At 54.5% G+C, this 25361-nt stretch carries 20 protein-coding genes and 1 tRNA gene; 16 read left to right on the forward strand and 5 right to left on the reverse strand.

The genetic code is table 11. The features are described from left to right. Positions 1-34 precede the first annotated feature (34 nt). Positions 35-1687 (forward strand): hypothetical protein, encoded by a 1653-nt coding sequence (locus TMES_RS22910; protein WP_085579030.1) that lies wholly within the window; start codon positions 35-37, stop codon positions 1685-1687. A gap of 136 nt (positions 1688-1823) precedes the next feature. Beyond that, a complete protein-coding gene (locus TMES_RS02320) occupies positions 1824-3440 on the forward strand; it encodes an acyl-CoA synthetase (protein WP_085579032.1) in 1617 nt (538 codons plus the stop codon). A 171-nt stretch (positions 3441-3611) separates the two neighbouring features. On the opposite strand, the gene TMES_RS02325 is transcribed toward TMES_RS02320, so the two are convergent. Both TMES_RS02325 and TMES_RS02330 read right to left on the reverse strand, forming a co-directional pair. After that, a complete protein-coding gene (locus TMES_RS02325) occupies positions 3612-6155 on the reverse strand; it encodes an ABC transporter permease (protein WP_085579033.1) in 2544 nt (847 codons plus the stop codon). Beyond that, positions 6155-6907, reverse strand: a complete 753-nt coding sequence (locus TMES_RS02330; RefSeq protein ID WP_085579035.1) for an ABC transporter ATP-binding protein — start codon at positions 6905-6907, stop codon at positions 6155-6157. Before TMES_RS02330 ends, TMES_RS02325 begins: the two co-directional genes overlap by 1 nt. A 146-nt stretch (positions 6908-7053) precedes the next feature. On the opposite strand from TMES_RS02330, the gene TMES_RS02335 reads away from it, so the two are divergent. The 6 genes from TMES_RS02335 to thpR all read left to right on the forward strand — a co-directional run bounded on the left by TMES_RS02335 (position 7054) and on the right by thpR (position 13901). After that, complete coding sequence (locus tag TMES_RS02335; protein ID WP_085579037.1) at positions 7054-7821, forward strand: arylesterase; 768 nt, start codon at positions 7054-7056, stop codon at positions 7819-7821. A 1128-nt stretch (positions 7822-8949) separates the two neighbouring features. Continuing rightward, positions 8950-9651 (forward strand): J domain-containing protein, encoded by a 702-nt coding sequence (locus TMES_RS02345; RefSeq protein ID WP_085579041.1) that lies wholly within the window; start codon positions 8950-8952, stop codon positions 9649-9651. A 250-nt stretch (positions 9652-9901) separates the two neighbouring features. After that, positions 9902-11053, forward strand: a complete 1152-nt coding sequence (locus TMES_RS02350; RefSeq protein WP_085579043.1) for an FIST signal transduction protein — start codon at positions 9902-9904, stop codon at positions 11051-11053. Positions 11054-11179: 126 nt separating this feature from the next. Then, positions 11180-12220: an NADP(H)-dependent aldo-keto reductase gene (locus tag TMES_RS02355; protein WP_085579044.1), complete on the forward strand. Its 1041-nt coding sequence runs from the start codon at positions 11180-11182 to the stop codon at positions 12218-12220. A 76-nt stretch (positions 12221-12296) separates the two neighbouring features. After that, entirely contained in the window at positions 12297-13184 is an 888-nt protein-coding gene (locus TMES_RS02360; RefSeq protein WP_085579046.1) for a pirin family protein, read from the forward strand. Between the two features lie 81 nt (positions 13185-13265). Further along, a complete protein-coding gene (gene thpR / locus TMES_RS02365) occupies positions 13266-13901 on the forward strand; it encodes an RNA 2',3'-cyclic phosphodiesterase (protein WP_085579048.1) in 636 nt (211 codons plus the stop codon). Between the two features lie 85 nt (positions 13902-13986). Here the strand turns inward: thpR and TMES_RS02370 are convergent, their stop codons facing one another. After that, positions 13987-14547 carry a type 1 glutamine amidotransferase domain-containing protein gene (locus tag TMES_RS02370; RefSeq protein WP_085579049.1) on the reverse strand — a complete coding sequence of 187 codons (561 nt, stop codon included), beginning with the start codon at positions 14545-14547 and terminating at the stop codon, positions 13987-13989. A gap of 325 nt (positions 14548-14872) precedes the next feature. On the opposite strand from TMES_RS02370, the gene TMES_RS02375 reads away from it, so the two are divergent. Next, a complete protein-coding gene (locus tag TMES_RS02375; RefSeq protein ID WP_158091174.1) occupies positions 14873-15826 on the forward strand; it encodes a TQO small subunit DoxD in 954 nt (317 codons plus the stop codon). Between the two features lie 420 nt (positions 15827-16246). Here TMES_RS02375 and TMES_RS02380 read toward each other — a convergent pair. Next, a tRNA-Ser gene (locus TMES_RS02380) sits at positions 16247-16336 on the reverse strand. 320 nt (positions 16337-16656) lie between these two features. On the opposite strand from TMES_RS02380, the gene TMES_RS02385 reads away from it, so the two are divergent. The 3 genes from TMES_RS02385 to TMES_RS02395 all read left to right on the forward strand — a co-directional run bounded on the left by TMES_RS02385 (position 16657) and on the right by TMES_RS02395 (position 19582). Next, complete coding sequence (locus TMES_RS02385; RefSeq protein ID WP_085579806.1) at positions 16657-16962, forward strand: hypothetical protein; 306 nt, start codon at positions 16657-16659, stop codon at positions 16960-16962. Positions 16963-17059: 97 nt separating this feature from the next. Further along, complete coding sequence (locus TMES_RS02390; protein ID WP_245835172.1) at positions 17060-18058, forward strand: NADPH:quinone oxidoreductase family protein; 999 nt, start codon at positions 17060-17062, stop codon at positions 18056-18058. Positions 18059-18283: 225 nt separating this feature from the next. Beyond that, positions 18284-19582, forward strand: coding sequence for a class I SAM-dependent methyltransferase (locus tag TMES_RS02395; protein ID WP_085579053.1), 1299 nt, complete (start codon positions 18284-18286; stop codon positions 19580-19582). A 296-nt stretch (positions 19583-19878) separates the two neighbouring features. On the opposite strand, the gene TMES_RS02400 is transcribed toward TMES_RS02395, so the two are convergent. Further along, complete coding sequence (locus TMES_RS02400) at positions 19879-20094, reverse strand: DUF1127 domain-containing protein (protein WP_085579055.1); 216 nt, start codon at positions 20092-20094, stop codon at positions 19879-19881. A 151-nt stretch (positions 20095-20245) separates the two neighbouring features. Here TMES_RS02400 and TMES_RS02405 point away from each other — a divergent pair, with 151 nt between their 5' ends. The 4 genes from TMES_RS02405 to TMES_RS02420 all read left to right on the forward strand — a co-directional run bounded on the left by TMES_RS02405 (position 20246) and on the right by TMES_RS02420 (position 25361). Further along, entirely contained in the window at positions 20246-21163 is a 918-nt protein-coding gene (locus tag TMES_RS02405; protein ID WP_085579057.1) for a LysR substrate-binding domain-containing protein, read from the forward strand. A 114-nt stretch (positions 21164-21277) separates the two neighbouring features. Then, the gene (locus TMES_RS02410) at positions 21278-23215 is read left to right on the forward strand and encodes an extracellular solute-binding protein (RefSeq protein WP_245835173.1); all 1938 of its coding nucleotides are present in this window, start codon (positions 21278-21280) and stop codon (positions 23213-23215) included. A gap of 3 nt (positions 23216-23218) precedes the next feature. Next, the gene (locus tag TMES_RS02415; protein ID WP_085579059.1) at positions 23219-24322 is read left to right on the forward strand and encodes a microcin C ABC transporter permease YejB; all 1104 of its coding nucleotides are present in this window, start codon (positions 23219-23221) and stop codon (positions 24320-24322) included. A 4-nt stretch (positions 24323-24326) separates the two neighbouring features. Continuing rightward, positions 24327-25361: an ABC transporter permease gene (locus tag TMES_RS02420; RefSeq protein WP_085579061.1), complete on the forward strand. Its 1035-nt coding sequence runs from the start codon at positions 24327-24329 to the stop codon at positions 25359-25361.

Here is a 25361-nt window from a genome sequence, read left to right on the forward strand (position 1 = left end):
ATCGGGCGCATTCCCAGGGAATGGAAACTTTTATATGGAATTGAAAACAAACAGTTTTGTGAAAAGAATCGGGCGATTGCCCTTTGGTGGCGCGCTTGTCGCCGGGATAATATTTGGCAATTTTATAATCTTGCCTGCAACTGCCCTTGCCCAGGCGAATGTTTCTTTATCAAAACAAAGTGATCAGCCGGGGAACGATTTTTGCGCCGACCCCTCCTTTGGCACCCGCCCTTGTCCGATTCTGCCCGCCGATATTGCCGAATTTGATGCCAGCTTTATTTACCGGTTTGTCGGGCCGGAATCCCAGCGCCCGTTCGACCGGTTTTCGTGGCAGTCCTTTATCGCGATGACGTGGCCGGTGGGGACAAATGGCCGTGCAGTATCTTACCCCGACGCCGCCCACCCCGACGACAGCACGCGGCCGCGCTGGCAACGGCTTGTCACGCGTGATGCCCTGATCCGCGGCGAGAACGCAACCGGTGACATGACGAAAGGCCTGTCGGTGTGCCGCGAAGCCAAGCAAACCAACCCCGCATCCGGGCATTTGGAAAATGCGGGCAGTGATGGGATGTTGCTTTATGCCTACCGTCAGGCGACCGGCGATGTGCTGGTCGATCAGGCGGGGAATTATGTGTTGTATCAAACCCGGTTAAACGATGTTGCGGTGAACTATATCCGCCGTAACCAGCTTGCAACATTTGCCGGGCGTGCCCGACAGGCCGATCTGGGATCTGAAATTTCGTTTCCCATGCAAGGTAATGTGTTCTCTGCAACAGCGGACACACACAATATGGCCCCCGGTGCGACGCTTTTGAAGTTTGCCTGGCGGGTGTTGACCGTGAAGGATGACTCCGCCAGATTTTTAACCCGCAAAGCCCGGTTGTTTGTGCCCGCCCGCGACAGCCTGTCGGGCAGGCCCATGTGTCAGACTGTGGTTGTGGGCCTGATTGGCCTGCATCTGGTCCAGCGGGTGGTAAGTGGCAATGGCGACCGCTGGATCTGGTCGACATTTGAACATGGCGCTAACGCGCCGCTGGCGGGCAATGCACGGCGACCTAACAGCTTTATTGCCCAAAAACTGTTTCCCGACGGATGCAGGGCACCTGCGGCGCAGAATATGAACGACCTGCAGGCCGGGCAAAACAAAGACATTGCCTCATCGCAACAATTCAATCTTTTTGATCCGACGGTAAACGAAGCGTTGCTGGATGCTGCCAATACGCCAAATGACGTGATGCCCAAACCCGATAGCGCATCGTTGCCGAATGCCGCCCGAGGGGCGGCGCAAGGCGCCATAGCAAATCAGGCGTTTGTCGGGCGGGGACGGGCGATGTGGGCGCAACAACCCCCCTATGCCGTGGACCGGACGGGGCAGGCGATAGCGCGATCGCAAATTGTGCGCTGCTGGCGGGTATTTGAAGGTACGGCACAAACCAATGCGCGCTGGCATCAGGCGCTGGCGGGCAGCGTGTGGGAAAATTATTTTCTGGTGGGGACGCAATGGATTGGTAATGGCGGTGGCGTGCCGTTCGGGGTGGGCGAGGTGCCCCGGTTTTTAAGCAATGTGGCGCTGGAAAGTTTTATTCAGCACCAGGAAACCGGGACGTGTCTGGGCTGCCATAGCACCGCGCGCAGCGATGCCGGGCAGCTATCGAATTTTACCTTTGTGCTCGCCCCGGCCAACTGAGCGCCATTTTCACATTAGAAAAAACAACAGAACAGTTCAATTTGCCGGTGTTCCATCATAGGATGCGTGCGATAATAGCTACCCGTCGCCACAGACCCGAAAAACGGGCAGGACGGATTTCAGGCAGGGGGGAAACATGCTGCCAGCAGGTGATGATTATACGGCACTGGACCGGGATTTTACCTGGAACGTGCCAGCGTTTTACAATATCGGTGTTGATGTCTGTGACAAATGGGCTGATGACCCGGCCCGTCTGGCCCTGATCCATCGTCGTGCCGATGGCACGCGCCGTGATTACAGCTTTGCCCAGATGCGCCGGCTGTCCAATCGTTTCGCAAACGTATTGTCGCGTCATGGCGTCGGGCGCGGCGACCGGGTGGGGATATTGCTGCCGCAATGCCCGGAAACCGCCATTTCCCATATCGCGACCTATAAGCTGGGCGCGATTGCCGTGCCGTTATTCACCCTGTTCGGGGTCGATGCGCTGGAATATCGGCTGGGCAACTGTGCCGCCCGCGCGCTGGTGACGGATTTGGCGGGGGCGCGCAAAATTGCCGAAATCCGCGATCTTTTGCCCGCCCTTGAACATGTCTATGTCATTGATGGCAAACCTGATGATTGTCTGGATTTCAAGGCGCTAAGTTATGAAGCCAGCGACGATTTCACCCCGGTTCAAACCCGTGCCGATGACCCGGCGCTGATCATTTATACATCGGGTACCACCGGCCAGCCCAAAGGTGCGCTTCATGCGCACCGGGTGTTGCTGGGGCATTTGCCCGGTGTGGAAATGTCGCACGATATGTTTCCCCAAACCGGTGATTTGATCTGGACGCCGGCAGACTGGGCGTGGATTGGCGGCTTGCTTGATGTGTTATTGCCCGCTTGGCATCACGGGGTGGCGGTGGTGGCCCACCGGTTTGAAAAATTCAGCCCGGAACGCGCCTTTGCCCTGATGGCGGAATATGGCGTGCGCAATACGTTTTTGCCGCCCACGGCCCTTAAAATGATGCGCGCAGCCTCGTCAGATGTGACAGCACACCATAATTGCACTTTGCGCACGATTGCCAGCGGCGGTGAAACCCTGGGCGCTGAAATGCTGCAATGGGGACGTGATACATTTGGGCTGACGATTAACGAATTTTACGGCCAGACCGAATGCAACATGATTGTCAGTTCATCATCGCGCCTTAACGCGACATTGGCGGGGCATATGGGGCGCGCCGCCCCCGGCCATGATGTGCGGATTATTGATGAAACCGGAACCGAAATGGCCCCGGGCGATGTTGGCATGATTGCGGTACACCGGCCCGACCCGGTAATGTTTTTACAATATTGGCGCAATGATGCCGCCACCAAAGCCAAATTTATTGGCGACTGGATGATGACCGGTGATTTGGGCGCGATGGGCAAGGATGGCTTTATTCGCTTTGTTGGCCGCGAGGATGACGTGATCAGCTCTGCCGGGTACCGTATTGGCCCCGGCGAGATAGAAGATTGCCTGATCGCCCACCCGGCTGTGAGCATGGCCGGTGTGGTTGGCAAGGACGACCCGGTGCGCGGGCAGATTATCAAGGCGTTTGTGGTGCTGGGGGATCATGGGCAACAAAGCGATGCTTTGGCCGGGGATTTGTCGGACTTTGTTCGTAACCGGCTGGGGGCGCATGAATATCCGCGTGAAATTGCCTTTGTCGATGCCCTGCCGATGACCGCGACCGGCAAGGTTGTCCGCCGGGCCTTGCGCGATATGGCATAGGTTTGCCTGGCGCGGCGGTCTTTGTGGCCCGATGGAGCGGCGCGGGTCGGGCAATATATGCAGATAATCAAACCGCATACGAAATCACCGCTGTTTTCGGACGGGCGCGGGTTTTTAAGACACATACGGGCAGCACCTTGGTATCGGTGCCGCCCGTATGTTTTTTTGGGTTTATTCGTTGCGCAAAATTGGCGCGGCGGGGCTGCGCAGCGCCTGCCATGTGCCAATAAAGCCTGCCGTAAGTGTCGCGATCAGCCCGATCAGGATGGGGCCGAAAATGGTGGCGGGTAACAGGGTCCAGCTTGCGCCCATCACCAGCACCAAAACCGCCCATGCCGCCGCACTGCCAAACAGGGCGGCAATCAGCCCGGTCGACAGGCCCAAAATGCCGTATTCCAGCGCATAGGCGTATAAAATATTGGCCCGCGTTGCGCCCAGCGTTTTAAGGACAACGGCATCATAAATGCGTTTGCGCCGCCCGGCGGCAACGGCACCCGCCAGCACCAGTACCCCGGCGATAATGGCAATAGAACTGGTCGCACTTAGCGCAAGGCCGATTCCGGCCAGAATGGTATTGGCCGCCTCCAGCGCCTCGCGCACGCGAATGGCGGATACATTGGGGAAGTCCTTGCCAATCATGACATCAACCGGTTCTTCCATGGCCGGCGGCATGTGGGCGGTGGCGATCAGGCTATAGGGGGCCTTGTCGATCAGGCCAGGCGAAAACACCATGGCAAAATTCATGCGCAGGCTTTGCCAGTCCACTTCACGCAGATTGGCAATTTCGGCAGTAATATCGCGGCCCAACACATTCACAGTTAATGTATCGCCCGGTTTCAGGTTAAAGCTGGCCCCGATATCGGCCGTCAGCGATACCAGCGGTTTGCTGGCATCGTTATAGTTTTCCGGCCACCATTGGCCTTGCGTAATTTTGGTGCCCTCGGGCGCGGTTGTGGCAAAGGTTAACCCCCGGTCGCCGCGCAAAAACCAGCGATCATCGCCCGGCGGAATATCGTTGGCATTGACCCCGTTTAACGCCGTTACACGGCCGCGTAACATCGGGGTTTGTTCAATGTTATCAACATCCTTCTGGCTGCCCAGTTCGGATCGGAACGCATCAATCTGGTCAGGCCGGATATCAAGAAAGAAAAAGGCCGGGGCGGATTCTGGCAGGCGGTCCTGTATTTCGTGGTTCAGGTTGCCTTCGATGCTGGCAATGGTGACCAGCAATGTTAGCCCCAGCCCCAGCGACAAAGTAACGGCGGTGGTCGATGTGCCGGGCCGGTGCAAATTGGCCAGTGCCAGCCGGGTAAAGGCGCTGCGCCCCTTTGTGAACCGTTTTGATATCGATATAACGGCACGTCCGGCCAGGGTGAAAATAACAATGGCGGCGATAGATGCACCGATAAAGCCCAGCGCAATGGCGGTATCGGTGGCACTGGCCACTGTCAGGATCAGCAAAAGTATCAGCGGGACGGCCAATACCGGCACATCACGGCGACGCATGAAATTGCCGGTCAGCCCGGCACCTGACCGAAACAGGCGGGCGGCGGGAATTTCACGGGCACGCAACAGCGAGGGCAGGGCAAAAACCAGAGTGGTTAAAATGCCAAAGGCCGTTGCAATCACAAGCGAGGGCAGGGCAGGCCCGGCAGTAACCGCAATTGGCAGCTTGTCAGCCAGAACTGGGGCAACAAGCATGGGGGCCAACGCGCCAATCATAAGGCCGATAATGATCCCCAAAATGGCGATGGCCAGAATTTGCAGGAAATAAATCCGCAATACCAGACTATGGGTCGCCCCGATTGATTTTAACGTCGCAATCACGGACGTTTTGCTTTCGACATGGCTGCGCACCGCATTGGCAACACCGATGCCACCGACCAGAAGGGCCGATAACCCGACCAGGGTTAAAAACAATGTCAGCCGTTCGATAAAGCTTTTCAGGCCGGGGCTGGCATTTTTGGTGTCGCGCACGCGCCAGCCCTCGTCGGGATAGGCATCGTCCAAACGGGTGCGAAAGGCTTTGATTGTGTCGTTATTTTTCAGATCGATCAAATAATGATAATGCATCAGGCTGCCCGGCACGATCAGGCCGGTATCGGCAAGGGCAGGCAGGGCCACCATCAAACGGGGGCCAAAGTTTAAAAAGCCAATGGCTTTGTCGGGTTCCTTGGTGATGATGCCGCGAATTTGTACATCAATGTCACCCAGTTTCACCGTATCGCCGACCTTAATGTTCAAGCGTTCCAGCAACCCTGCTTCGGCAACACCGCCCCAAATACCGTCTTTTTTGTCTAAAATGCCCGTAAACGGGACATCGTTTTGCAACTGCATCTGTCCAAAAAGCGGGTATTGGGCATCAACTGCTTTCAGTTCGACCAAACGACGCTGGCCATTGCCATAGGCAGTGGCGCGCAAGGTGGCAATTTGTTCAACCCGCCGGGCGTTGTCGTTAAACCAGCTTTTCTGGGCGTCGCTGGCCGGCATATTGACCTGCTGAATTTCGATATCGCCGCCCAAAAGGGCGCGGCCATCGCGCTCTAACGCCCCTAAAACCGATTGCGAAACATTTCCCACTGCGGCAATGGTGCCGACCCCGAGGGCAAGGCAGGCCAGAAAAATCCAGAAGCCGCGCAAACCGCCGCGCAATTCACGCTGCGCCACCCGCCATGCCAGCATCCACTGGTTGGGTTGCGGTGTTTCAACCCCCATTATGCTATGTCCCCGCCTGAAACAATAACGCCGTCACGCATGGTGATGGCCCGGTCACAGCGTGCAGCTAACCCTTCATCATGGGTGATTAAAAGCAGGGTCGATCCCTTTTTGCGCGCCAGATCAAACAGCAATTCAATAATCGTTTCGCCTGTGTGCCCATCCAGATTACCGGTGGGTTCGTCGGCCAGCAGCAATTCCGGGTCGGTTGCCAGGGCACGGGCCAGCGCCACGCGCTGTTGTTCGCCGCCACTTAACTGTCCGGGGTAATGATCAAGCCGGTGATCAAGGCCAACGGCGGTTAATTCTGCGCGTGCGCGTTCAAACGCATCGGCGCGCCCGGCAAATTCCATTGGCAAGGCGACGTTTTCAAGCGCGCTCATCGACGGAATCAGATGAAAATCCTGAAATACGATGCCGACATGGTGGCGGCGAAACAGGGCCAGCCCGTCTTCGCTTAGCTGGCGCAAATTGTGGCCGCAAATTTCAATAACACCATCTTGTGCTTGTTCCAGTCCGGCAATGACCATCATAAGCGATGTTTTACCTGATCCCGACGGGCCAATCAGGCTAACGCGTTCGCCTGCCTTAACCGACAAATCGATATTTTTAAGAATATCAACCGTGCCAGCAGGCCCCTTCAGGCTTAGTTTCAGCCCCTTCACATTGATCGGCAGGTTTGCCAAGGCCGCAGCAGTTTCGGGGTGATCGGCGGTCGATGACAGGGGCGAGGCAGAAGCAGAATCACGCATGAAAAATCCAGTCAGGGTTGCGCCATGGCGATTTGGTAGGCATTTGACAGAGACAAACCGCCATTGCGATGATCGATTTTCATGCAATTTGGCGGTTAAAGACCTGAAACACCAAAATATTGCGCCAGCATAACAAGAGGAAGCCAATGATTACCTGCAGAAATGTGTCAATATCCACACCGGGGCAAGGGGCTGGTGTTAACAGTTTCACTTTTACCCGCGCGGGGCATCATTTATTCGGGGCCGGTTTGCGGCGCATGGGTGTGTTTTTCGCCCTGATGGCTTTCGTTTCGGTTTGTGTATTTGGCCTGTCTGCCCATGCCCAAACGACAAACACGGCAAATGAAGCCAATAATCCAGACCAAAAACCAACCATTGTTTTGTTTGGCGACAGTTTGATTGCCGGGTATGGCCTGCCGCAACAAGATGGTTTTGCCCCCAAACTGGCGGCTGCCCTGAAAAATGCCGGGCTGGATGCCAACGTTATTAACAGCGGTGTGTCGGGCGATACAACGGCGGCCGGGCTGGCGCGGCTGGACTGGGCGATGGTCGACAAGCCGGATCTGGTGGTGCTGGAACTGGGCGCAAACGATGCCTTGCGCGGCGTTGACCCGGCGCAAACCCGCAGTAACCTTGGGAAAATAATCGAAAAACTGCAAGCCGGGAAAATCCGCATTTTGCTGGTCGGCATGATGGCCCCCCCCAATATGGGCAAGGAATACGGGGCGGAGTTTAATTCGATCTATCCTGATCTGGCCAAAAAGCACCAAATTCCGCTTTATCCGTTTTTCCTTGATGGCGTGGTCGCCGACCCTGCCCTTAATCAGGGCGATGGCATGCATCCCAATGCCCGCGGCGTCGATATCATTGTCGGTAAAATTGCCCCGGCCGTGCAAGATGCCCTTGGTAAATAAGGGCGGAAGCGTGCCTGTCGCTGCCATAGGGGCTGTCCCTGAGCGTACGACAGGCACAATTTGTGCAGTTGCCCTGTCTTGGGGGTGATGCCTCTTAATTTGTTGAAATAAAACAGATTTTGATTTGTCCGTGGCGGCCTGATTCGGGGATGTGCAAATAAGGGCCGGTTAAAAAACGGCGTCTTTGGGTTTTCAGGCGATACGAAATTGCACGACCCGCCAAAATCGCATGGCTGGGGCTGGGGACGTGGCAGGAAAACTGCGCACGGTTAAGGGCTTGAGACCAAATATGGATTTGGAAAACCATCTTTTTAAACTCAGCATTCTGTTGAGAGGCAAAATCATAGGCCAAAAACTGCAAAAGTAGATAGAATTCGTAACGGATTGATAATGATGTTGTGATGATTCTCGTGAGCGTTAGTTCAGCGAAAGTGAAATCATGTTATATATATAAATATCAATATGTTGTGTGTTCCCGGCGAGGCGTGGTTACACCGAAAATCCAACGAAAAACGCTGCAAAAACGACGGTTTTGGGACTGAAAACTGCCTGTTAAGACCTTGTTTACTTTCGGCTGTGTTCCGAACGCAAATTTTGCAACTGCATTTGTAGATTTTGACGATTTCGCGACAGGATCAGGTCCGGCGCGCTTTGAAAAACCGTCAAAATAGGCCGTAAACCGAAACAACTTTCGGGGAGAAAGCGCCTGACGTTCAAAGCCAGGGTTTTTACGGGTGTATGTTGGTAAGTAATTGTATTTCCGTATTTATTTTTGATGCTGCGTTAGATTTACAAGCCTGAACGGCACACGCGCATAGCTGTGGTCGGGATTGTTAACTATTTGTTATGCATTTTCAGAATGTCGGAGTGTTGCTACAGACTTTCTTGAAAAATACAATAATTTCAAATCGTTATTCGTTTGTTCGCGTGGGTTCTTTTGTAAGAATGCAACCAGCGCAAGCAATGCGTCAGGTTTTTGACTCGGAAGCGATTCAAGATTGGCTACTTTTGTAGTTGCGTCCTAAAATGGCCTCGCATACAGTCGGGGCGCGGATATGGAAGGGAACGGCGGACCGTTTTTCGTTCCTGTCGCATTGGATCAAAGCCATTTTCGTGACAAGGGGCTTCATGGCGTCGCCAACTGTAAAACAGTCCTATACCATTCCCTGTGCCAGTGTTTTTCGCGATGCCGTGCTTGATCTTGCTACGCGGCGCGAGGTCAATGCCGCCGATCTGGCGCGTTCGGTCATGCTGATTGTGCCGCGTGATGTTATTGATGGTTATACAGACCCTGGTGATCCGCCGGCGGGCGATCGTGAAACCATTGTGTTAAAATCGGGCCCGGCCGAAGGGCGGCCATGGCGGCGAAAACCACGCCTGCAATTGCGATTACCGTCGGGATATTCGATTGTCACGGTGCGTAAGGCGTTGAAAATGGCGCTGGATTTTGAGGGGGGCGATGTGCGCATTCGCGTTGATCGCCCCGATGTGCTGGCTGCCGAACGCCGTGCGATGCAAGAAGTTGCCGACCTTAAAAAACGTGTGATGCAGCCGCCCGCCGAATTGTTGCAATCGCGCGAGGAGGTCGAACGCCTGCGCCAAATTGTGCATAATCTGGCATTTGACCCGCTTGATCGCGGGGTTAGCACCTATAATGATGCCTTGCATGTGATGGGCTTCCCCCCCGGTGCGCGGCCAGATTTACAAGCCATCCGTACCAAATACCGGGTTTTGGCCGCCATCCACCACCCCGATAGCAATTATGGCTCCCATCAGCGCATGACCCAGTTAAATGCTGCCATGGAACTGTTGCGCCGCCATGTTGGCTGATGGGTTTGATGGCGTTTTCCTTCCCTGCTCGTAAGGGCAGCCTTTTGTTTGTGGTCTTGTGATCGGCCCGGCAGAATGTTTAGATCATCAAAGACAACAGACAAGGTCGATAGGTATGCGACCACTAGATAAGACAGTCTGGCGGGTGGCCATGCAGATGGTAATATGGTGTGATGGCCGTCGGGAAGTTACGTGATGGCGTATCTGGCTTTGAAAAGTGGTGGTCGGGTCCAATCAACGGGGAAATGTCATGACAGCAGAATTTATTGCGGCACATGCCAGCGGTGAACACTGGGCGGCAATTTCGTCGGAACTGGCCGAAAAACTGGAACGACAGGGCCCGATTACGGGCGGTTTGGCCTTTTTATATGTGTCCGAAGCCATCGCGGGCGATATGGGCAGCATCCTGACGTTTTTGCGATCCCGTCTTGGTGTCGAATTTTGGGTTGGCACCACTGGTGTCGGGGTTTGCGGGCCAGGGCGGGCCTATTTCGGGGTTCCCGCCGCATCGGTGATGATTGCGCCGTTCGCCAGCGACCGCTTTCATGTGTTTGACCCGGTCTGTCGCGATGCCGATATTGATAGCGATGATATTCAAGATGCGTTTGATCGCCTGGAACCGGTTTTCGGGCTGGTCCATGCCGACCCCGGCGTCCCCGATACCTTGAAACTGCTGCCTGAACTGGCGCGTGCCGGGTCGATCTATCTTGTGGGCGGGGTGGCGTCGGGAAGTAACAAGGGGGCATCGCAAATTGCCAACAAGGTTACGAATGGTGGTCTTTCTGGCGTTATGTTTGCCCATGATACGGTGGTGCAGGTCGGGCTTAGTCAGGCCTGTTCGCCCATTGGGCCTGTGCATCGGGTGACCGAAGGGCGCGGCGGCATTATATCCATGTTAGACGACAAACCGGCCTATCAGGTGTTTTGTGATGAAATGGGTGCCGATGAAAACGGCATGTCACGGGCATCGGGCGGCGGGGCGGTCGCGCAACCAGGCACCGGGCGCTATCATATCGCCTTTATGGTGCCTGGCACCGATACCGGCGATTTTGTTGTGCGTAACCTGGTTGGGATAGACCCGCAAAACAACCTGATGGCAGTTAATGACGATGCCCGGCCTGGCGATGCCGTGCGGTTTGTTCGCCGTGACAGTGCAACTGCCGAGCAGGATTTGCGCCGGATGCTGGCCGATTTGCAGCGTCGCCTGCCGGCAAGACCACGAGGGGCCCTTTATTGCAGCTGTGTTGCCCGGGGGCCGCATTTATTTGGCACGGAAAACCGCGAAATGATGATCATTCAGGAAGAACTGGGCGATTTGCCCTTAACCGGTTTTTACGGAAATGGTGAAATTTGTAACGACCGTTTTTACGCCTATACGGGAGTTTTGACCCTGTTTATGTAATATCGTGATGAAATATCACGAAAAAAAGCAAGGCAGCGGTTTCATTGTCGACGCGGCAGGATATATTCATCCTATTTCCAAAATGAGGCGGCCCGCAAACAGGGCCGCAAAAAGGGGACTTTTAGGATGGAATATCGCCGTTTGGGGCGTACTGACCTCAATGTCAGTGTTATCTGCCTTGGAACCATGACCTGGGGCCAGCAAAACACCCAGGACGAAGCCTTTGAACAGCTGGATTACGCCACCAGCAATAATGTCAATTTCATCGATACCGCCGAAATGTATCCGGTCCCGGCGATGGAAGAGACCTTTACCCGTACTGAAACCATCATTGGTAACTGGCTGGAAAAACGCGGTAAGCGCGACGATCTGGTGATTGCAACCAAAATTGTCGGCCCGGCGGAACGCTTTCCCTATGTCCGCGGTGGCCCGCGCCTGACCCGTGATCAGATTTTCACCGCCATCGATGGTTCGTTATCGCGCCTGAAAACCGACTATGTCGATTTGTATCAGCTCCATTGGCCGGACCGTAATTCCAACTTCTTTGGCAAGCTGGGATACGAGCATGACGCGGAAGAGGAATTCACCCCGATTGAAGAAACCCTTTCCGCCCTTGATGAACTGGTCAAGGCGGGCAAGGTCCGCCATATCGGTCTGTCAAACGAGACCCCGTGGGGCCTGATGAAGTTTCTGGAATGGGCCGAGAAAAAAGGCTGGCCCCGGGTTGCTTCGGTTCAGAACCCCTATGGTTTGTTGAACCGGACTTATGAAGTGGGTCTGGCGGAATGTTCGATCCGCGAAGATGCCGGTCTTCTGGCTTATTCGCCGCTGGGCGGCGGGGCGCTTTCGGGTAAATATCTGAACGGTGCCCGCCCGGAAGGGGCCCGCACGACGCTGTGGCCGCAATATTTTGGCCGTTATCTTAAGGAAAATGGCATCAAGGCAACCGAATCCTATGTCAAACTTGCAAAAGATAACGGGTTGGACCCGGCACAGATGGCACTGGCCTATGTAAATTCGCGGTCCTTCGTGACGGCGAATATCATCGGTGCCACCTCGATGGAACAGCTGAAATCCAATATCGGATCGGCCGATATCACCCTGTCGGATGATGTTTTGGCCGAAATTGAAAATATTCAAACCCAGTGGCCCAATCCCTGCCCCTAAGCAAGGTGGGTTGTGTCTTTACACCGGGTGGCATTTATCGTGCCGCCCGGTAACGCCGAATAAAAGGAGGCGTCGTATGGTCGTGATCGTTTCAGGCAAGGAAACCGACCTGGAAGGAATGTCCGTGCGGCGTCTTTTGCCCCATCGCGATGTGCGTTCGGTCGGTCCGTTTGTGTTTTGTGACCATATGGGACCGGTCAGCTTCGACGCCGGTTCGGGCATTGATGTGCCGCCCCATCCCCATATTGGCCTGGCAACGGTGACCTATCTGTTTGACGGAGCGATTTTGCACCATGACAGCCTGGGTAATCATCTGGAGATCACACCGGGTGATTTGAACTGGATGACAGCCGGGCGCGGCATTGTGCATTCGGAACGTGAAACATCGGATTTACGCCATTCAGACCATAATTTGCACGGTTTGCAATTATGGGTCGCCTTGCCCGAGGCAGACGAGGACTGCCCGCCTGATTTTACCCATGTCCGCAAGGACGATTTACCGGTCATTCATGACTCCGGTCTGCATATGCGCCTGATCGCGGGCGAAGCGTTTGGCCAAACCGCGCCGGTGCCGGTGAAATCAAAGCTGTTTTACCTTGATGTGCATATGGATGGCGGGGCGCAATTGTTACTGCCCGGTGAAAACCAGCAGGCAGCACTTTATATTATCGATGGGGCGTTGCGGGTGGACGGGGTGCGTTATGAAGCCTTTAGCTTCATTTATATCGCGCCAGAGGAAATCCCCGATATTGTGGCGGAAAACCATTGTCGGGTGATGTTGCTAGGCGGGTTGCCGCTGGGTCATCGCCATATCTGGTGGAATTTCGTTGCCACCAGCAAGGATAAAATCGAACAGGCCAAATCGGACTGGCGTGAGGGCCGGTTTGTCCCGGTGCCCGGCGAAAATGACTTGGTGCCGCTGCCGGGGACATCGAAAAAGGTTAATCCGCCGCCAGCATCCTGATCCTGTGAACGGTGGGCTTGCCCGGCTTCATGGCCTTGCCGGGCGGGCGATAATTCCCCAATCTGTTATGCGAGACTGAAAATGCGCTTGTTTGTCGGTATTCCCATCCCGGCCGATATCGCCGAAGACCTGTATCCTATTGCCCGCGCCATGCGCGGGCTGGATGCCCAAACCCCAAAAAACATGCACTTAACCCTTAAATTCATTGGCAATGTGGATAACGGGTTAACTGCCGCTGTCATTGATGATGTGTTACACCATACCCGCTTTACCCCGTTCGATTTGCAAATTGCCGGGTTGGGTATGTTTGGTACAGCTCGCAAAGCCCGCATTTTGTGGGCCGGGGTGCAGCCCCAACCCTTGTTAACCCAATTGGCGCACCGGGTGGAAGCGGCCCTGTTTCGCTGTGATGATATTTCAAACCAGCTCGACCGGCGTAAATTTGCCCCGCATATCACATTGGGCCGCAATCGCTCGGCCAGCCGGGCCGCCGTCGGGCAGGCGGTGGTGGACCATGCCGGTCTGCCAAGCCGGTCGTTCCGGGTGGAGACGTTTTGTCTCTATCAGTCCATTTCAACGGGCGAGGGTCCGGTTTATCAGGTGATGGCGCATTATGGCGCGGGCATCACGCGGCGGCCTGCCGCATCGGAAAAACCCTCTGTCTCAGATGTCGATGCCTTTGCTGATATCGATTTTACCGTTGGGTCGGAACGCTAACAAAAAGGCCCCGGCCTTGCTAAAACGCGCAGGACCGGGGCCTTGAATTTTTTTTATAAATCCCGGGCTTTGTTCGCCAAGCTGATCAGGCGGCGCGACGGCTATGTTTACCTTCGCTGACTTCCTCGACAATCTTGCTGACAAACGCGTCCAGATCATTGGGGGTGCGCGAGGTAATAATCGCCTGGTCACACACCACTTCCTTGTCCTGCCATGTGGCACCGGCATTTAGCAGGTCGGTTTTAATCGACGGATAGGAAGTTGCCTTGCGACCGCGCAGGGCATCGGCCTCGACCAGCAACCATGGGCCATGGCAAACAGCGGCCACCGGCTTGCCCGATGCGACAAATTCACGCACCAGCGATACTGCACCTTCGTTATTGCGCAACAGGTCGGGGTTGATCTGGCCGCCGGGAATAACCAGCGCATCATAATCCTTGATGTCGACATCCTTGACTTCAAGGTCGACATCAACGCTGTCACCCCAGTCGCTTTCATCCCAGCTTTTGATGCTGCCACTTTTCAGCGAGGCGATTTTAACGTCCGCCCCGTGTGTGGACAATTTGTCACGTGGCACCATCAGTTCAGACCGTTCATAACCGTCGGTGGCCAAAATCAAAATCTTTGCGGTATCAATAGCAGGCATAACGTCTCTCCTTTCATGTGATGTTCGAGCGTTACATCAGGGTAACGATCACGCGAAAGAAACGTTCCAGACTTTTTTGGTTAATGGCGCGTCTGTAGTTAACACGCGCCAACGAAATTTCCCCACACGAAAATTTCCATCTCATACGTCTTATTTCACATTTTTTTCTTGTATTTGATTCGTGTCAACGTTTCGCGGCCTTGAAGTTTCTATGCCCAATCTCAGCGACAGCATCGCGTCTTTTCTGCGGTCTCCTCCCCTGTCGGATTCCCGTCATCTCATTGGAAAATTGCTCGACCAGCGAGCGTTTACAAGGAATTACGAAATGTCACACGACCTAAGCCCGGAAAACCCGGATACATTGGACGGTGTTAAGGATATTGCCCTGCGCGCATCCGCGATTTCCATGGGATTTGTTTTCCTGATGGGAGGATGGCGGCGCTTTTATAACGTCCCGGCCAAACATGACATTACCAGCCCGGGCCACCTGGCCAACAAGCTGGTCGAAGCCGCCCCGGGCTCGCCGGTGGAAGGGGCCATTCATTGGGTTCTCTACAATCCGTTTATTGCGGAATGGTCGGTCTATTTGATGTCGACAGTTGAAGTTCTGGTCGGGTTGGCCCTGATTTTCGGCCTGCTAACCCGCTTGGCGGCAACGGGGTCGGCTTTGATTAATGTCGCGCTGATGCTGATTTTTGGCTGGATGGGTTTTGAATGCCTTGATGAATGGACCATGGCCGCCCTTGGTTTTGCGATTTCGGTCAGCGTTATCATGTTCGGGCCCGGCAGCTTCTCGCTTGACCAGCGTTTTGGTCTCGACATTTTTGCACGTTATATCACCCGGCCGGTGGCGATCAGCCTGACTGCCTTCTCCATTCTGATGACGGGCGGGTTCTATTCGTACTATTTCGGGATTTTCGATTTCCACAAATTGACCAGCACCGGGGCCTATAATATTGTCGCTAATGAAGTACCCGGTCATCCCGATCAGACGACGCTTTATGTTAATGCCGGGGGCTCATCAACGGCTGCTTATGTCAAATCCATCACATTTACGCTGCAAAACGGCGCAAAATTTACACAGAAAGCGGCAGAAATAAACGTTATTCACAGCCACTTTGCGCCATGGTCCCACTCGGGAAAAGTTGTGGATGGTGTTTTGAAACTGCGCCTTGGCTCGCAAACCGATATTCAATTGCCGACGGGCGCACAATCGGCCGTCATTGATCTGATCGATAACAAAGATCCGGTTGTTCATTTCGCGCCGACCACAAACTAACCTCACAGGCTGTGTCGCAAGCGCCATCTTTGCGCCAGGTTTTGGCCTTCACCATAAAGGTAATCCGTTCCTCCGGCCTTGAATGCGGTGTATTTTTGGGCAGCATTGCCTGAAAATCCCGCCTCAAGCGGGGGAATGTAGCGGGTATCGTTTGACCGGGTTTTTGACCCCGCCAAAGAACGTGGAAACGTTCGTTGCGAGGATGGCATATCGTGAAAGGCATGTTTCCAGCGATAGGGGTCACAACAGAAATAACCAGAGGCTCAACTGCAATTATGTTGTGGGATTACAGTCGGCGATGATCGTTTGTCGTTTGCGAAGACGATGGGGATTGGATGGTTTGGGCTGCTGCCTTGGTCAATTGGTATCGTTTTGTTACGTGTATTCTTATGAATAATACCAATATCCGGGCAGGGCTTGTGGCAGAGAGAAGGGGATTCGAACCCCTGAGGGGCTTACACCCCAACACGCTTTCCAGGCGTGCGCCTTAAACCACTCGGCCATCTCTCCACATGCGATTTATATATCGCGAAAGCGGGCGGACATTAGCCGACAGGGTCCGGGATGACAAGGCCAAATTCAGCGCTGTGTGACTATTTTTGTTCGCCGGGCATTTAAGCGCCCGACAGGGCGAGAAAACAGGCTGATATGGTTAATTGCTAACACTTTTGGTCTATCCTGTTCCCCGTAATCAAATGTTTGCCGTATTTTTATGCGATGGGAAACATTCGGTTTTGTACGGACCCTTTACGACGGGGGTCAAAAACCGTTACGGTATCGGAAATTATATCGAAACCGAAAAGTTTGAAGCCGAAAAGGCGGAGAAGAGTATGTGGTTTTTCAGGGTGCTGGGCTGGCTGCTGTTATTTGCCTGTCTGGCCGTACTGGTTGGGGATGGGGTTAGCGCGCTGCAAACAGGAAGCCTTCGGTTCGTTGCTGGCGGCGAGCTGTGGTACCGGCTGGATGCGGGAAGCCTGAACTTGTTGCAGGCCCTGATCGAACGGTATGTCTCGCCCTGGCTGTGGGACAAGGTGTTTGTGCCCGGGTTGCTGTTGCCCGCGTTTTTATTGCTGCTGGCCCCCGGTTTGCTGTTGAGCTTTCTTGCCCGGCGCAAACGGCGGCAAAAGTTTTTCTGAGTGTTAAGCTGGCGCACCTTTCGGGCTTTTTGCCCGTTTGTCTGGCATCAGCCCTGCTGGCGATGACAGACCTTACCCAACCAACCGGCGGAGAACCATGATGCGGGCCATGATGTGTGAAAAGCTTGGTTCAGAGCCGGTCATGCGCACAGTTGATGATCCAGTTGCCGGTCCCGATCAGGTGGTGATCGACATTTATGCCTGTGGCGTTAATTTTGCCGATACCCTGATCATTGCGGGTAAATATCAGCATCGCCCTGATGTGCCGTTTATTCCCGGTTTTGAAATTGCCGGTATTGTGTGTGCCGTTGGCGACGGTGTTGACCCGGCAATAATCGGCCAACGGGTGATGGCGATGGCGGCTCACGGCGGCTTTGCCGAAAAAATAGCCCTGCCTGCGGATCGTATTATTCCCATACCCGATGGCGTAAGTTTTGCCGATGCGGCGGCATTTCAAATCACCTATGGCACATCGTGGTTCGCCTTGAAATATCGCGCCGCCGTGCGGGCGGGCGAGGTTGTGCTGGTGCATGGGGCAGCCGGGGGCGTTGGGGTAACGGCGGTTGAATGTGCCAAGGTGTTAGGCGCCAGCGTTATTGCCACGGCAGGCGGCCCGGAAAAATGCGAAATCGCCCGTCAACATGGGGCCGATTTTGTGATTGATTATAAAGCCGAAAATATCGCCGATGCAGTGCGCGATATTTGCCAGCGTCACGATTGGCACGCCGGGGTGGATGTGGTTTATGACCCGGTGGGCGGCGATGTGTTTAACCAGTCCCTGCGCTGTGTTGCGCCCGGCGCGCGCTTGCTGGTGATTGGTTTTGCCAGTGGTGATATCCCGCAAATACCGGCCAATATTTTGCTGGTGAAAAACATTTCGGTGCTGGGGTTTTATTTTGGCGCCTATCTGGACCAGAACCCGGAAACCGCGCGCGATGGCATGGCCGATCTGTTGCATAATCTGGCGATGGGGCATATCACTCCGTCGGTATCGCGCCGGTTTGATCTGGCCGATGTACCACAGGCCTTTGCCGCCCTGCGCAACCGTAGTGCGACAAACAAAATGGTTGTGATGTGCCGTGACGCGGCGGATTAACACTGCTTGCCAGGATCGCGGGTGTGGTGCGGGGCGCGCAAAGCGAAGATGCGGGCAGGCGATAAATGCCGCAAAGGCTTGCCAGGATTATAAAAACCGTGGAATTTACCGGCTGGGCTGCAAATAACATGGTGCCTGCAACGCTTTGCCCGGTTAACCGCAAAGACGGGTGCAGGCCATATTTGTGGCCTTTAATATGATGGCAGCCTCTAAGAAAGCATATGCATGAGCCGGTCGAAACCCCGCAAGCCCATCCTCAGCCGTACGCGCGAGCAGTATGAAACATTTCCCTATCCCGCGCGCCGGGCCGAGGAAGAGGATCAACGCCTGATCACCGGTTCGCCCGGCGATTGGGGCGAAGTGGTGCATTATGTTTTTGGCGGACGTGACCCCGGGGCCAAAGATGCGCCTTTGCGCATTCTGGTGGCAGGCGGTGGCACGGGCGATGCGGTGGTGATGCTGGCCCAGCAAGCCCATGATCGCGGCGCAAATGCCGAAATTGTGTATATCGATCTGTCGGCGGCCTCGCGCGAAATTGCCGAAGGCCGGATCAGGCGACGCGGGCTTGAAAATGTTACCTTTGTCACCGGCTCGTTTGTTGATCTGGCGGCGCAATATGGCCCGTATGACTATATTGATTGTTGCGGTGTGCTGCATCATTTACCCGACCCCGATGCCGGGTTGCGCGCCCTGGCGGGCAGTTTGAAACCGGGCGGCGGCATGGGATTAATGGTTTATGCCACCATTGGCCGAACTGGCGTTTATCATATGCAGGAAATGATGCAGCGCCTGTCGGCCGAGGCGGAAGGGCGTGCGCGGCTTGAAACCGGCAAGGCATTGTTCGCGGGTCTGCCGCCGACCAACTGGCTTAAACGTAATCCGTTTGTGAATGATCATATTTCGGGCGGTGATGCCGGGTTTTATGATTTGCTGTTGCATCAGCAAGACCGCGCGTATCGCGTTGACGAAGTATATGATTTTGTCGAACAGGCGGGGTTGCGGCTGCAAAATTTTGTTGAACCGTTGCGTTATGACCCGGCGATTTACACCACCAGTGACGATATCGGGGCAAAGCTGGCGGTTTTGCCGCCGCGTCAACGCCATGCCATGGCCGAGTTGCTGGCGGGCAATATTACCAAGCATATTTTTTATGTTGTAAAGACCGACAATAAAACGCGCCCGGTCGAGATTGCACAACCGGCCAAGGCTGGCATGCCGCGTGTTGGCGGACAGGATATTGGTGCGATGGTGCCGTATCTGGGCCGGGTGGATGGGGCAAAACTGGCGGCATCGGTTGCCAAATCGGCGCAAATCAAAATCAATTTCAGCGGATTTGCGCTGATCCGCAAATTGCCCCCGGCCAGTGCGGCCATTTTGGCGCGGGTCGATGGGCAGAGAAGCCTGGAAAATATTCGCCAATCATTTGATCCCGTGCCGGAATCCTGGCCGTTTTACGCGCAGGTTGCGGCCCTTTTTGCCGTGTTATCGGCGGCAAACCTGCTGTTTTTGCGCCATCCAGCCTGAGGGGGCGCGGGTGCCGGCGGTGTGTTGGCCCGCGCGATGCTTGCTTGAGGCAAAAGAAAAGCCGGACATCCTGCGATGACCGGCCAAGTCAGCAACACGTCAGTTACGAACGTGTGGCTGTGTTTGGGAGAATGCACGAAGAAGGGCATCAAGCACCTGCAGGGGGAATGAAAGGCGTCCCTGCAAGCTGAAAAATCGGGGAGACATAATGAATATCCGGGTTGGGCAGTGTAACGGACCGGAATGCGACCCGGCCCGGTCGGCGGCAAAATATTTTGCCGCTACAGGCGGGCCGATCAGGCCTGCCAGAAATGTTTGCCAGCTTCGATCCGCGCATCGTAAACGTCCCAGCCAATATCGCGCAGCAAATGTGCGTCCATGTCGGCAAGGCGGTTGCGCAGGGTAAAGCGAGCGGCCCATTGGCGCGGCAGAGCAAGCAGACGATCAACTGTGTCGGTGTTGGCTGTGCGCGGGGCGGTGAATGCGGCGGTGTTCCTGGTGATCGCGACCATAATTGTATTCCTTCAATTTGCTGGCGGCTCTCTCAAGGGATGCGGCCATGAATTTCGTTTCGTTAAACCCAGAGTTACGCTGTTTTTTACTTGCTCTCAAACCATATTTTAGCATCATACTATGAGATAAACTCATGCAAAAAGGCCTGCTATGAAACGTCGCCCCTTGCCGTTGAATGCTTTGCGGGCCTTTGAGGTCGCAGGCCGTCTTGAAAGTTTTACCAAAGCGTCACAAGAACTTAACGTTACCCAGGGGGCTGTCAGTCGTCAGGTTCAGCATCTGGAGGACGTGTTGGGACGGCGGCTTTTTGAGCGCCATCACAGGCGACTAAAACTCACGCGGCCGGGGCGTATTTTGCTTATGTCGTTGAGCGACGCGTTTGATGCGATAGAATCTGCGGTCGGGCGAATCGAGGATCGGCCCGATGATACGCAATTGCGCGTCATTGCCCCGTTGACCTTTGCCATGCGCTGGATCGTGCCGCGACTGGGCCGGTTTCAGTCGGAATACCCTGATTTGCAGGTGCAACTTGGCACCTTTAATGACGATAGCCTGCCGGTTGATTTTTCCGAAACCGACATTGCCATTCGCTTTGCCGATACTCCGGGCGATCAGCTGGTCCATGAATTTTTAACCGGCGAACGGTTGTTGCCGGTGTGCCATCCCAGTCTGGTCGCGCAATTGTCCTGCCCCGAAGATCTGGCAAAGGTGCCGTTGTTGCATTGTTCGGCCCAGCGCGAAGACTGGCGCATCTGGCTTAACGGTACCGGTATAAAAGGGGTGGATCCCGACCGGGGCCCGGTTTTTGCCACCCTTGATATGGCCATGGAGGCGGCTGCCAGCGGTTTTGGCGTGGTTATTTCCGATCCCGCGATGATTGGCGAATATGTGGTCACCAACCGTTTGACCGTGCCGTTTGATTTGCCGGTCGATAGCCCCTACGCCTATTCGCTGTGTTATCCTGAAGGGCGATTGGAGCGGCGCAAGGTGCGGTCTTTTCGCGATTGGTTGATGAGTGAAATCACCCTTGAAACCACAAAGCGCAAATCGGTTCAAAAACAGGTGTAATGCTTTATGATGCCTTGAAATTGAACCACTTTGTTCCCCATTATGAATATGCAGACAAAGGGCGTATCAGCCTTGCATCACCAACCGCGATCATTGGAAAAGACGGCTATTTTGATGAATATGAGTACAGGTGGGGTGGTTCGGTTGGGTCGTATGCGGCGTAAAACGCGTATGATCGGGGCATGGGTCGCAGGCTGCATGGCGCTGGCATGGCCGATGATCAGTCAGGCCGAGGAAGCCAAACCCAACATTACGCCTGCCCCGACCGTCGCGGTCAGCGAGGAACCCCTTGCCAGTCTGGCGCGGCCCGAATACGCGATATCGCTATATGGCGATTTAAAATACGGGCCGGAATTTACCCATTTTGACTATGTTAACCCCGATGCGCCCAAGGGCGGCACCTTGCTTGACAGCTCTACCGGGTCGTTTGATACGTTAAATCCCTTTATTTTAAAGGGGGACGCGGCGATTGGCTTGGGCCTGATGTATGACACGCTGCTGGTTCAAAGTATGGACGAGCCCTTTTCCGAATACGGGCTGGTCGCGCAAAAGGTTGAAGTGCCGCAAGACCGGTCCTATGCGACGTTTTTTATCAATCCTGCCGCCCGTTTTTCAGACGATACCCGGATCACGGCTGATGACGTTATTTTCTCGTTCAACACACTGATTGAAAAAGGAAACCCAACCTATCGGCAATATTATGCCTCGGTCGATCATTTGGAAAAACTCGATGATTTGACGGTCAAGTTTGTGTTCAAGCCCGGTGATAATCTGGAATTGCCGCTGATTTTGGGCGATATTCCGGTTCTGCCGGCGCATTATTGGAAAGATAAGGATTTTTCCAAAACCACCTTTGATATCCCGGTCGGCAGCGGACCTTATATGATCAAGGATTTTGAACCGGGCCGCCATATTACCTATGTACGGAACAAAAATTATTGGGCGAAAGACGTGCCGTCGGTAAAGGGCATGTATAATTTTGATACCATTCGTTATGACTATTACCGCGACCTTGATGTGGAACGACAGGCGTTTTTTGCCGGTGAATATTATTATCGCGGCGAATTTTCATCGCGTGAATGGGCCACCGGATATGACAAACCCCCGGTGCGCAACGGCAACATCAAAAAGGATCTGATCCCCAATCATCAGCCGCGCGGCATGCAGGGCTTTATCATGAATGCGCGCCGCCCGCTTTTTGCCGATCATCGGGTGCGCCGGGCCTTGCAATATGCAATGGATTTTCAGTGGCTGAACCGGGCGATGTTTTATGGCGCCTATCAGCGTACCGACAGTTATTTTGTCAATTCCGAACTGGCCGCAACCGGCCTGCCCCATGGCGAGGAACTCGACATCCTCAACAAGTTTCGCGACAAGCTGCCGCCCGACCTGTTTACCAAACCCTATAGCCTGCCCGATTACGATCAGGAAAATGGTCGCCGCAAGGCGCTGCGCGAAGCCATGACATTGTTAAACGATGCCGGATGGGAATTGCGCGATCAGAAACTGGTCAACAAAAAAACCGGCGAACCGTTTCGCTTTAGCCTGATGTTGCGCCAGCCCGGGTTCGAGAAAATCGCCCTGATGATGCAAACCCGCCTGCGCCAGTTGGGCATTGAAATGGATTTTCGCCTGATCGATAGCGGCCAGTGGATCAACCGGTTGCAATCATATGATTTTGATATGACCAGCTTCTGGTGGCAGCAAAGCCTGTCGCCCGGCAATGAACAGCGGTTTTACTGGTCCTCGGCTGCGGCCGACCAGCCCGGCAGTCGCAATTTTGCCGGGATCAAGGACCCGGTGGTCGATCAGATCATTGATCTGGTGATCTCGGCCAGCAACCGTGACAGCCTGGTGCAGCGGACGCGTGCGCTGGACCGTGTTTTGTTGTGGGGCGATTATACCATTCCGCAATGGTATCAACCCGCTGACCGGCTTGCTTATTGGAACATTTTTGGTCGTCCATCGGTGGTGCCCACCAAAGGCAATTCAATGATGACATGGTGGATCGATCCGGATAAATCGAAAAAACTGGGCAAGGGGGGGTATTAAGCCATGCTGAATTATATTCTGCGGCGTATTTTGCTGATCCCGGTAACCCTGTTTGGCATCATGGTTTTAAACTTTGCCATTGTGCAGTTTGCCCCCGGCGGCCCGGTAGAACAGATGGTCGCCCAGCTTCAGGGTGCCGATGTTTCGACCACGGCCCGCATTTCCAACACCGGTGCCGATAGCGGCGGTGGTGCCAAGGCAGGCAACAATTTCTCTACCGATTCCAGCTATCGTGGCGCGCAGGGGTTAGACCCCGAAGTGATCGCCCAGCTTGAAAAGCAATTCGGGTTTGATAAACCGGCCTATGAACGGTTCTGGATGATGATGAAAAATTATCTGACCTTCGATTTTGGCCAAAGCTATTTTCAGGACCGCGATGTCGTCGATATCGTGATCGACAAATTGCCGGTGTCGATCTCGCTGGGTCTATGGTCCACGCTGATTATTTATCTGATTTCGGTGCCACTGGGGGTGGCCAAGGCCGTGCGCGATGGCAGCAACTTTGATGTCTGGACATCGGTTGCGATTATTACCGGTTATGCGATACCGGGTTTTTTGTTTGCCGTGCTGCTGATTGTGTTGTTCGCGGGCGGGACTTATTTCGATATTTTTCCGCTACGCGGTCTGACCTCGCCGGGGTGGAGCGAGATGTCGCTTTTGGGGAAAGTTGGCGATTATTTCTGGCATTTAACCCTGCCGATTATCGCGCTGACCATTGGCGGTTTCACCACGCTGACCATGCTGACCAAAAATTCGTTTCTGGATGAAATTAACAAACAATATGTGGTGACGGCAAAGGCCAAGGGCCTAAGCGAAAAACAGGTGTTGTACGGGCATGTGTTTCGCAATGCCATGCTGCTGGTAATTGCCGGTTTCCCCAGTGCATTGATCGGCTTGCTGTTTACCGGCTCGGTCCTGATCGAGGTGATTTTCTCGCTCGACGGGGTCGGGCTTTTGGGGTTTGAATCGGTCATGCGGCGCGATTACCCGGTGATGTTTGCCACCCTTTATATGTTCACACTGGCCGGGCTGGTTTTAAACCTGATCAGCGATCTGACCTATCATTTCGTCGATCCGCGCATCGACTTTGACGCGCGGAAGGATTGATAACATGGCAAATTCATTGCATCTTTCCCCGCTTAATCAACGCCGCATCGAAAGTTTTCGCGCCAACCGCCGTGGGTATTGGTCGCTGATGATTTTTGCGGTGCTGTTTTTGGTCTGTCTGGTGGCCGAAGGCATTGCCAACGACCGGCCCATGGTCGTGAAATATGATGGCAACTGGTATTTCCCCATCGTCAAGGATTACCCCGAAACCACTTTTGGCGGCGATTTTGATGTCGCGACCGATTTTTATGATCCGTATTTGTTAGGTAAAATCCAGAATAACGGCTTTGCCGTCTGGCCGATCATTCCGTTTTCGTACGACACTATCGATTTTAACATGCGCGCCCCCTTGCCCGCGGCCCCGTCGGCCCGGCACTGGCTGGGCACCGATGACCTGGGCCGCGATGTGCTGGCCCGGCTGATTTACGGCTTTCGTATTTCGGTGCTGTTTGGCATAGCGTTGACCCTGATCAGCTCGGTGATTGGTATCGGGGCGGGGGCGGTGCAGGGCTATTTTGGTGGCTGGGTTGATCTGACGTTTCAGCGGGTGATTGAAATCTGGGGCGGGTTGCCGCAGCTTTTTATCCTGATCATTCTGGCCAGCCTGTTTGCACCGGGTTTTTGGACATTGCTGTTCATTATGGTGCTGTTTAGCTGGATGAGCCTGACCGGCCTTGTCCGTGCCGAATTTTTGCGTGCCCGTAATTTTGAATATGTTCGAGCCGCCAAGGCGCTGGGTGTTGGCGATTTTCGCATTATGGCGCGCCATGTGTTGCCCAATGCGATGGTCGCCACCATTACGTTTTTGCCCTTTGTGTTAAACGGTTCCATCGTCGCCCTGACGTCGCTTGATTTTCTTGGGCTGGGCATGCCGCCCGGTTCACCGTCGCTGGGTGAATTGCTGTCGCAGGGGAAAAATAACCTTCAGGCACCGTGGCTGGGGATTACCGCCTTTTTCGCCATCGCCATCATGCTGAGCTTGCTGATTTTTATTGGCGAAGCCGTGCGCGATGCCTTTGATCCGCGCAAGACGTTCTAG

Origin of the sequence: Thalassospira mesophila, from assembly GCF_002115755.1 — a bacterium.
Classification (GTDB): domain Bacteria; phylum Pseudomonadota; class Alphaproteobacteria; order Rhodospirillales; family Thalassospiraceae; genus Thalassospira; species Thalassospira mesophila.

What these genes read in the sequence shown, in the direction of transcription:
- TMES_RS22910 (WP_085579030.1), top strand. Translation starts at nt 35, where the DNA reads ATGGAATTGAAAACAAACAGTTTTGTGAAAAGAATCGGGCGATTGCCC.
- TMES_RS02320 (WP_085579032.1), top strand. Translation starts at nt 1,824, where the DNA reads ATGCTGCCAGCAGGTGATGATTATACGGCACTGGACCGGGATTTTACC.
- TMES_RS02325 (WP_085579033.1), bottom strand. Translation starts at nt 6,155, where the DNA reads ATGGGGGTTGAAACACCGCAACCCAACCAGTGGATGCTGGCATGGCGG.
- TMES_RS02330 (WP_085579035.1), bottom strand. Translation starts at nt 6,907, where the DNA reads ATGCGTGATTCTGCTTCTGCCTCGCCCCTGTCATCGACCGCCGATCAC.
- TMES_RS02335 (WP_085579037.1), top strand. Translation starts at nt 7,054, where the DNA reads ATGATTACCTGCAGAAATGTGTCAATATCCACACCGGGGCAAGGGGCT.
- TMES_RS02345 (WP_085579041.1), top strand. Translation starts at nt 8,950, where the DNA reads ATGGCGTCGCCAACTGTAAAACAGTCCTATACCATTCCCTGTGCCAGT.
- TMES_RS02350 (WP_085579043.1), top strand. Translation starts at nt 9,902, where the DNA reads ATGACAGCAGAATTTATTGCGGCACATGCCAGCGGTGAACACTGGGCG.
- TMES_RS02355 (WP_085579044.1), top strand. Translation starts at nt 11,180, where the DNA reads ATGGAATATCGCCGTTTGGGGCGTACTGACCTCAATGTCAGTGTTATC.
- TMES_RS02360 (WP_085579046.1), top strand. Translation starts at nt 12,297, where the DNA reads ATGGTCGTGATCGTTTCAGGCAAGGAAACCGACCTGGAAGGAATGTCC.
- thpR (WP_085579048.1), top strand. Translation starts at nt 13,266, where the DNA reads ATGCGCTTGTTTGTCGGTATTCCCATCCCGGCCGATATCGCCGAAGAC.
- TMES_RS02370 (WP_085579049.1), bottom strand. Translation starts at nt 14,547, where the DNA reads ATGCCTGCTATTGATACCGCAAAGATTTTGATTTTGGCCACCGACGGT.
- TMES_RS02375 (WP_158091174.1), top strand. Translation starts at nt 14,873, where the DNA reads ATGTCACACGACCTAAGCCCGGAAAACCCGGATACATTGGACGGTGTT.
- TMES_RS02385 (WP_085579806.1), top strand. Translation starts at nt 16,657, where the DNA reads ATGTGGTTTTTCAGGGTGCTGGGCTGGCTGCTGTTATTTGCCTGTCTG.
- TMES_RS02390 (WP_245835172.1), top strand. Translation starts at nt 17,060, where the DNA reads ATGATGCGGGCCATGATGTGTGAAAAGCTTGGTTCAGAGCCGGTCATG.
- TMES_RS02395 (WP_085579053.1), top strand. Translation starts at nt 18,284, where the DNA reads ATGAGCCGGTCGAAACCCCGCAAGCCCATCCTCAGCCGTACGCGCGAG.
- TMES_RS02400 (WP_085579055.1), bottom strand. Translation starts at nt 20,094, where the DNA reads ATGGTCGCGATCACCAGGAACACCGCCGCATTCACCGCCCCGCGCACA.
- TMES_RS02405 (WP_085579057.1), top strand. Translation starts at nt 20,246, where the DNA reads ATGAAACGTCGCCCCTTGCCGTTGAATGCTTTGCGGGCCTTTGAGGTC.
- TMES_RS02410 (WP_245835173.1), top strand. Translation starts at nt 21,278, where the DNA reads ATGAATATGAGTACAGGTGGGGTGGTTCGGTTGGGTCGTATGCGGCGT.
- TMES_RS02415 (WP_085579059.1), top strand. Translation starts at nt 23,219, where the DNA reads ATGCTGAATTATATTCTGCGGCGTATTTTGCTGATCCCGGTAACCCTG.
- TMES_RS02420 (WP_085579061.1), top strand. Translation starts at nt 24,327, where the DNA reads ATGGCAAATTCATTGCATCTTTCCCCGCTTAATCAACGCCGCATCGAA.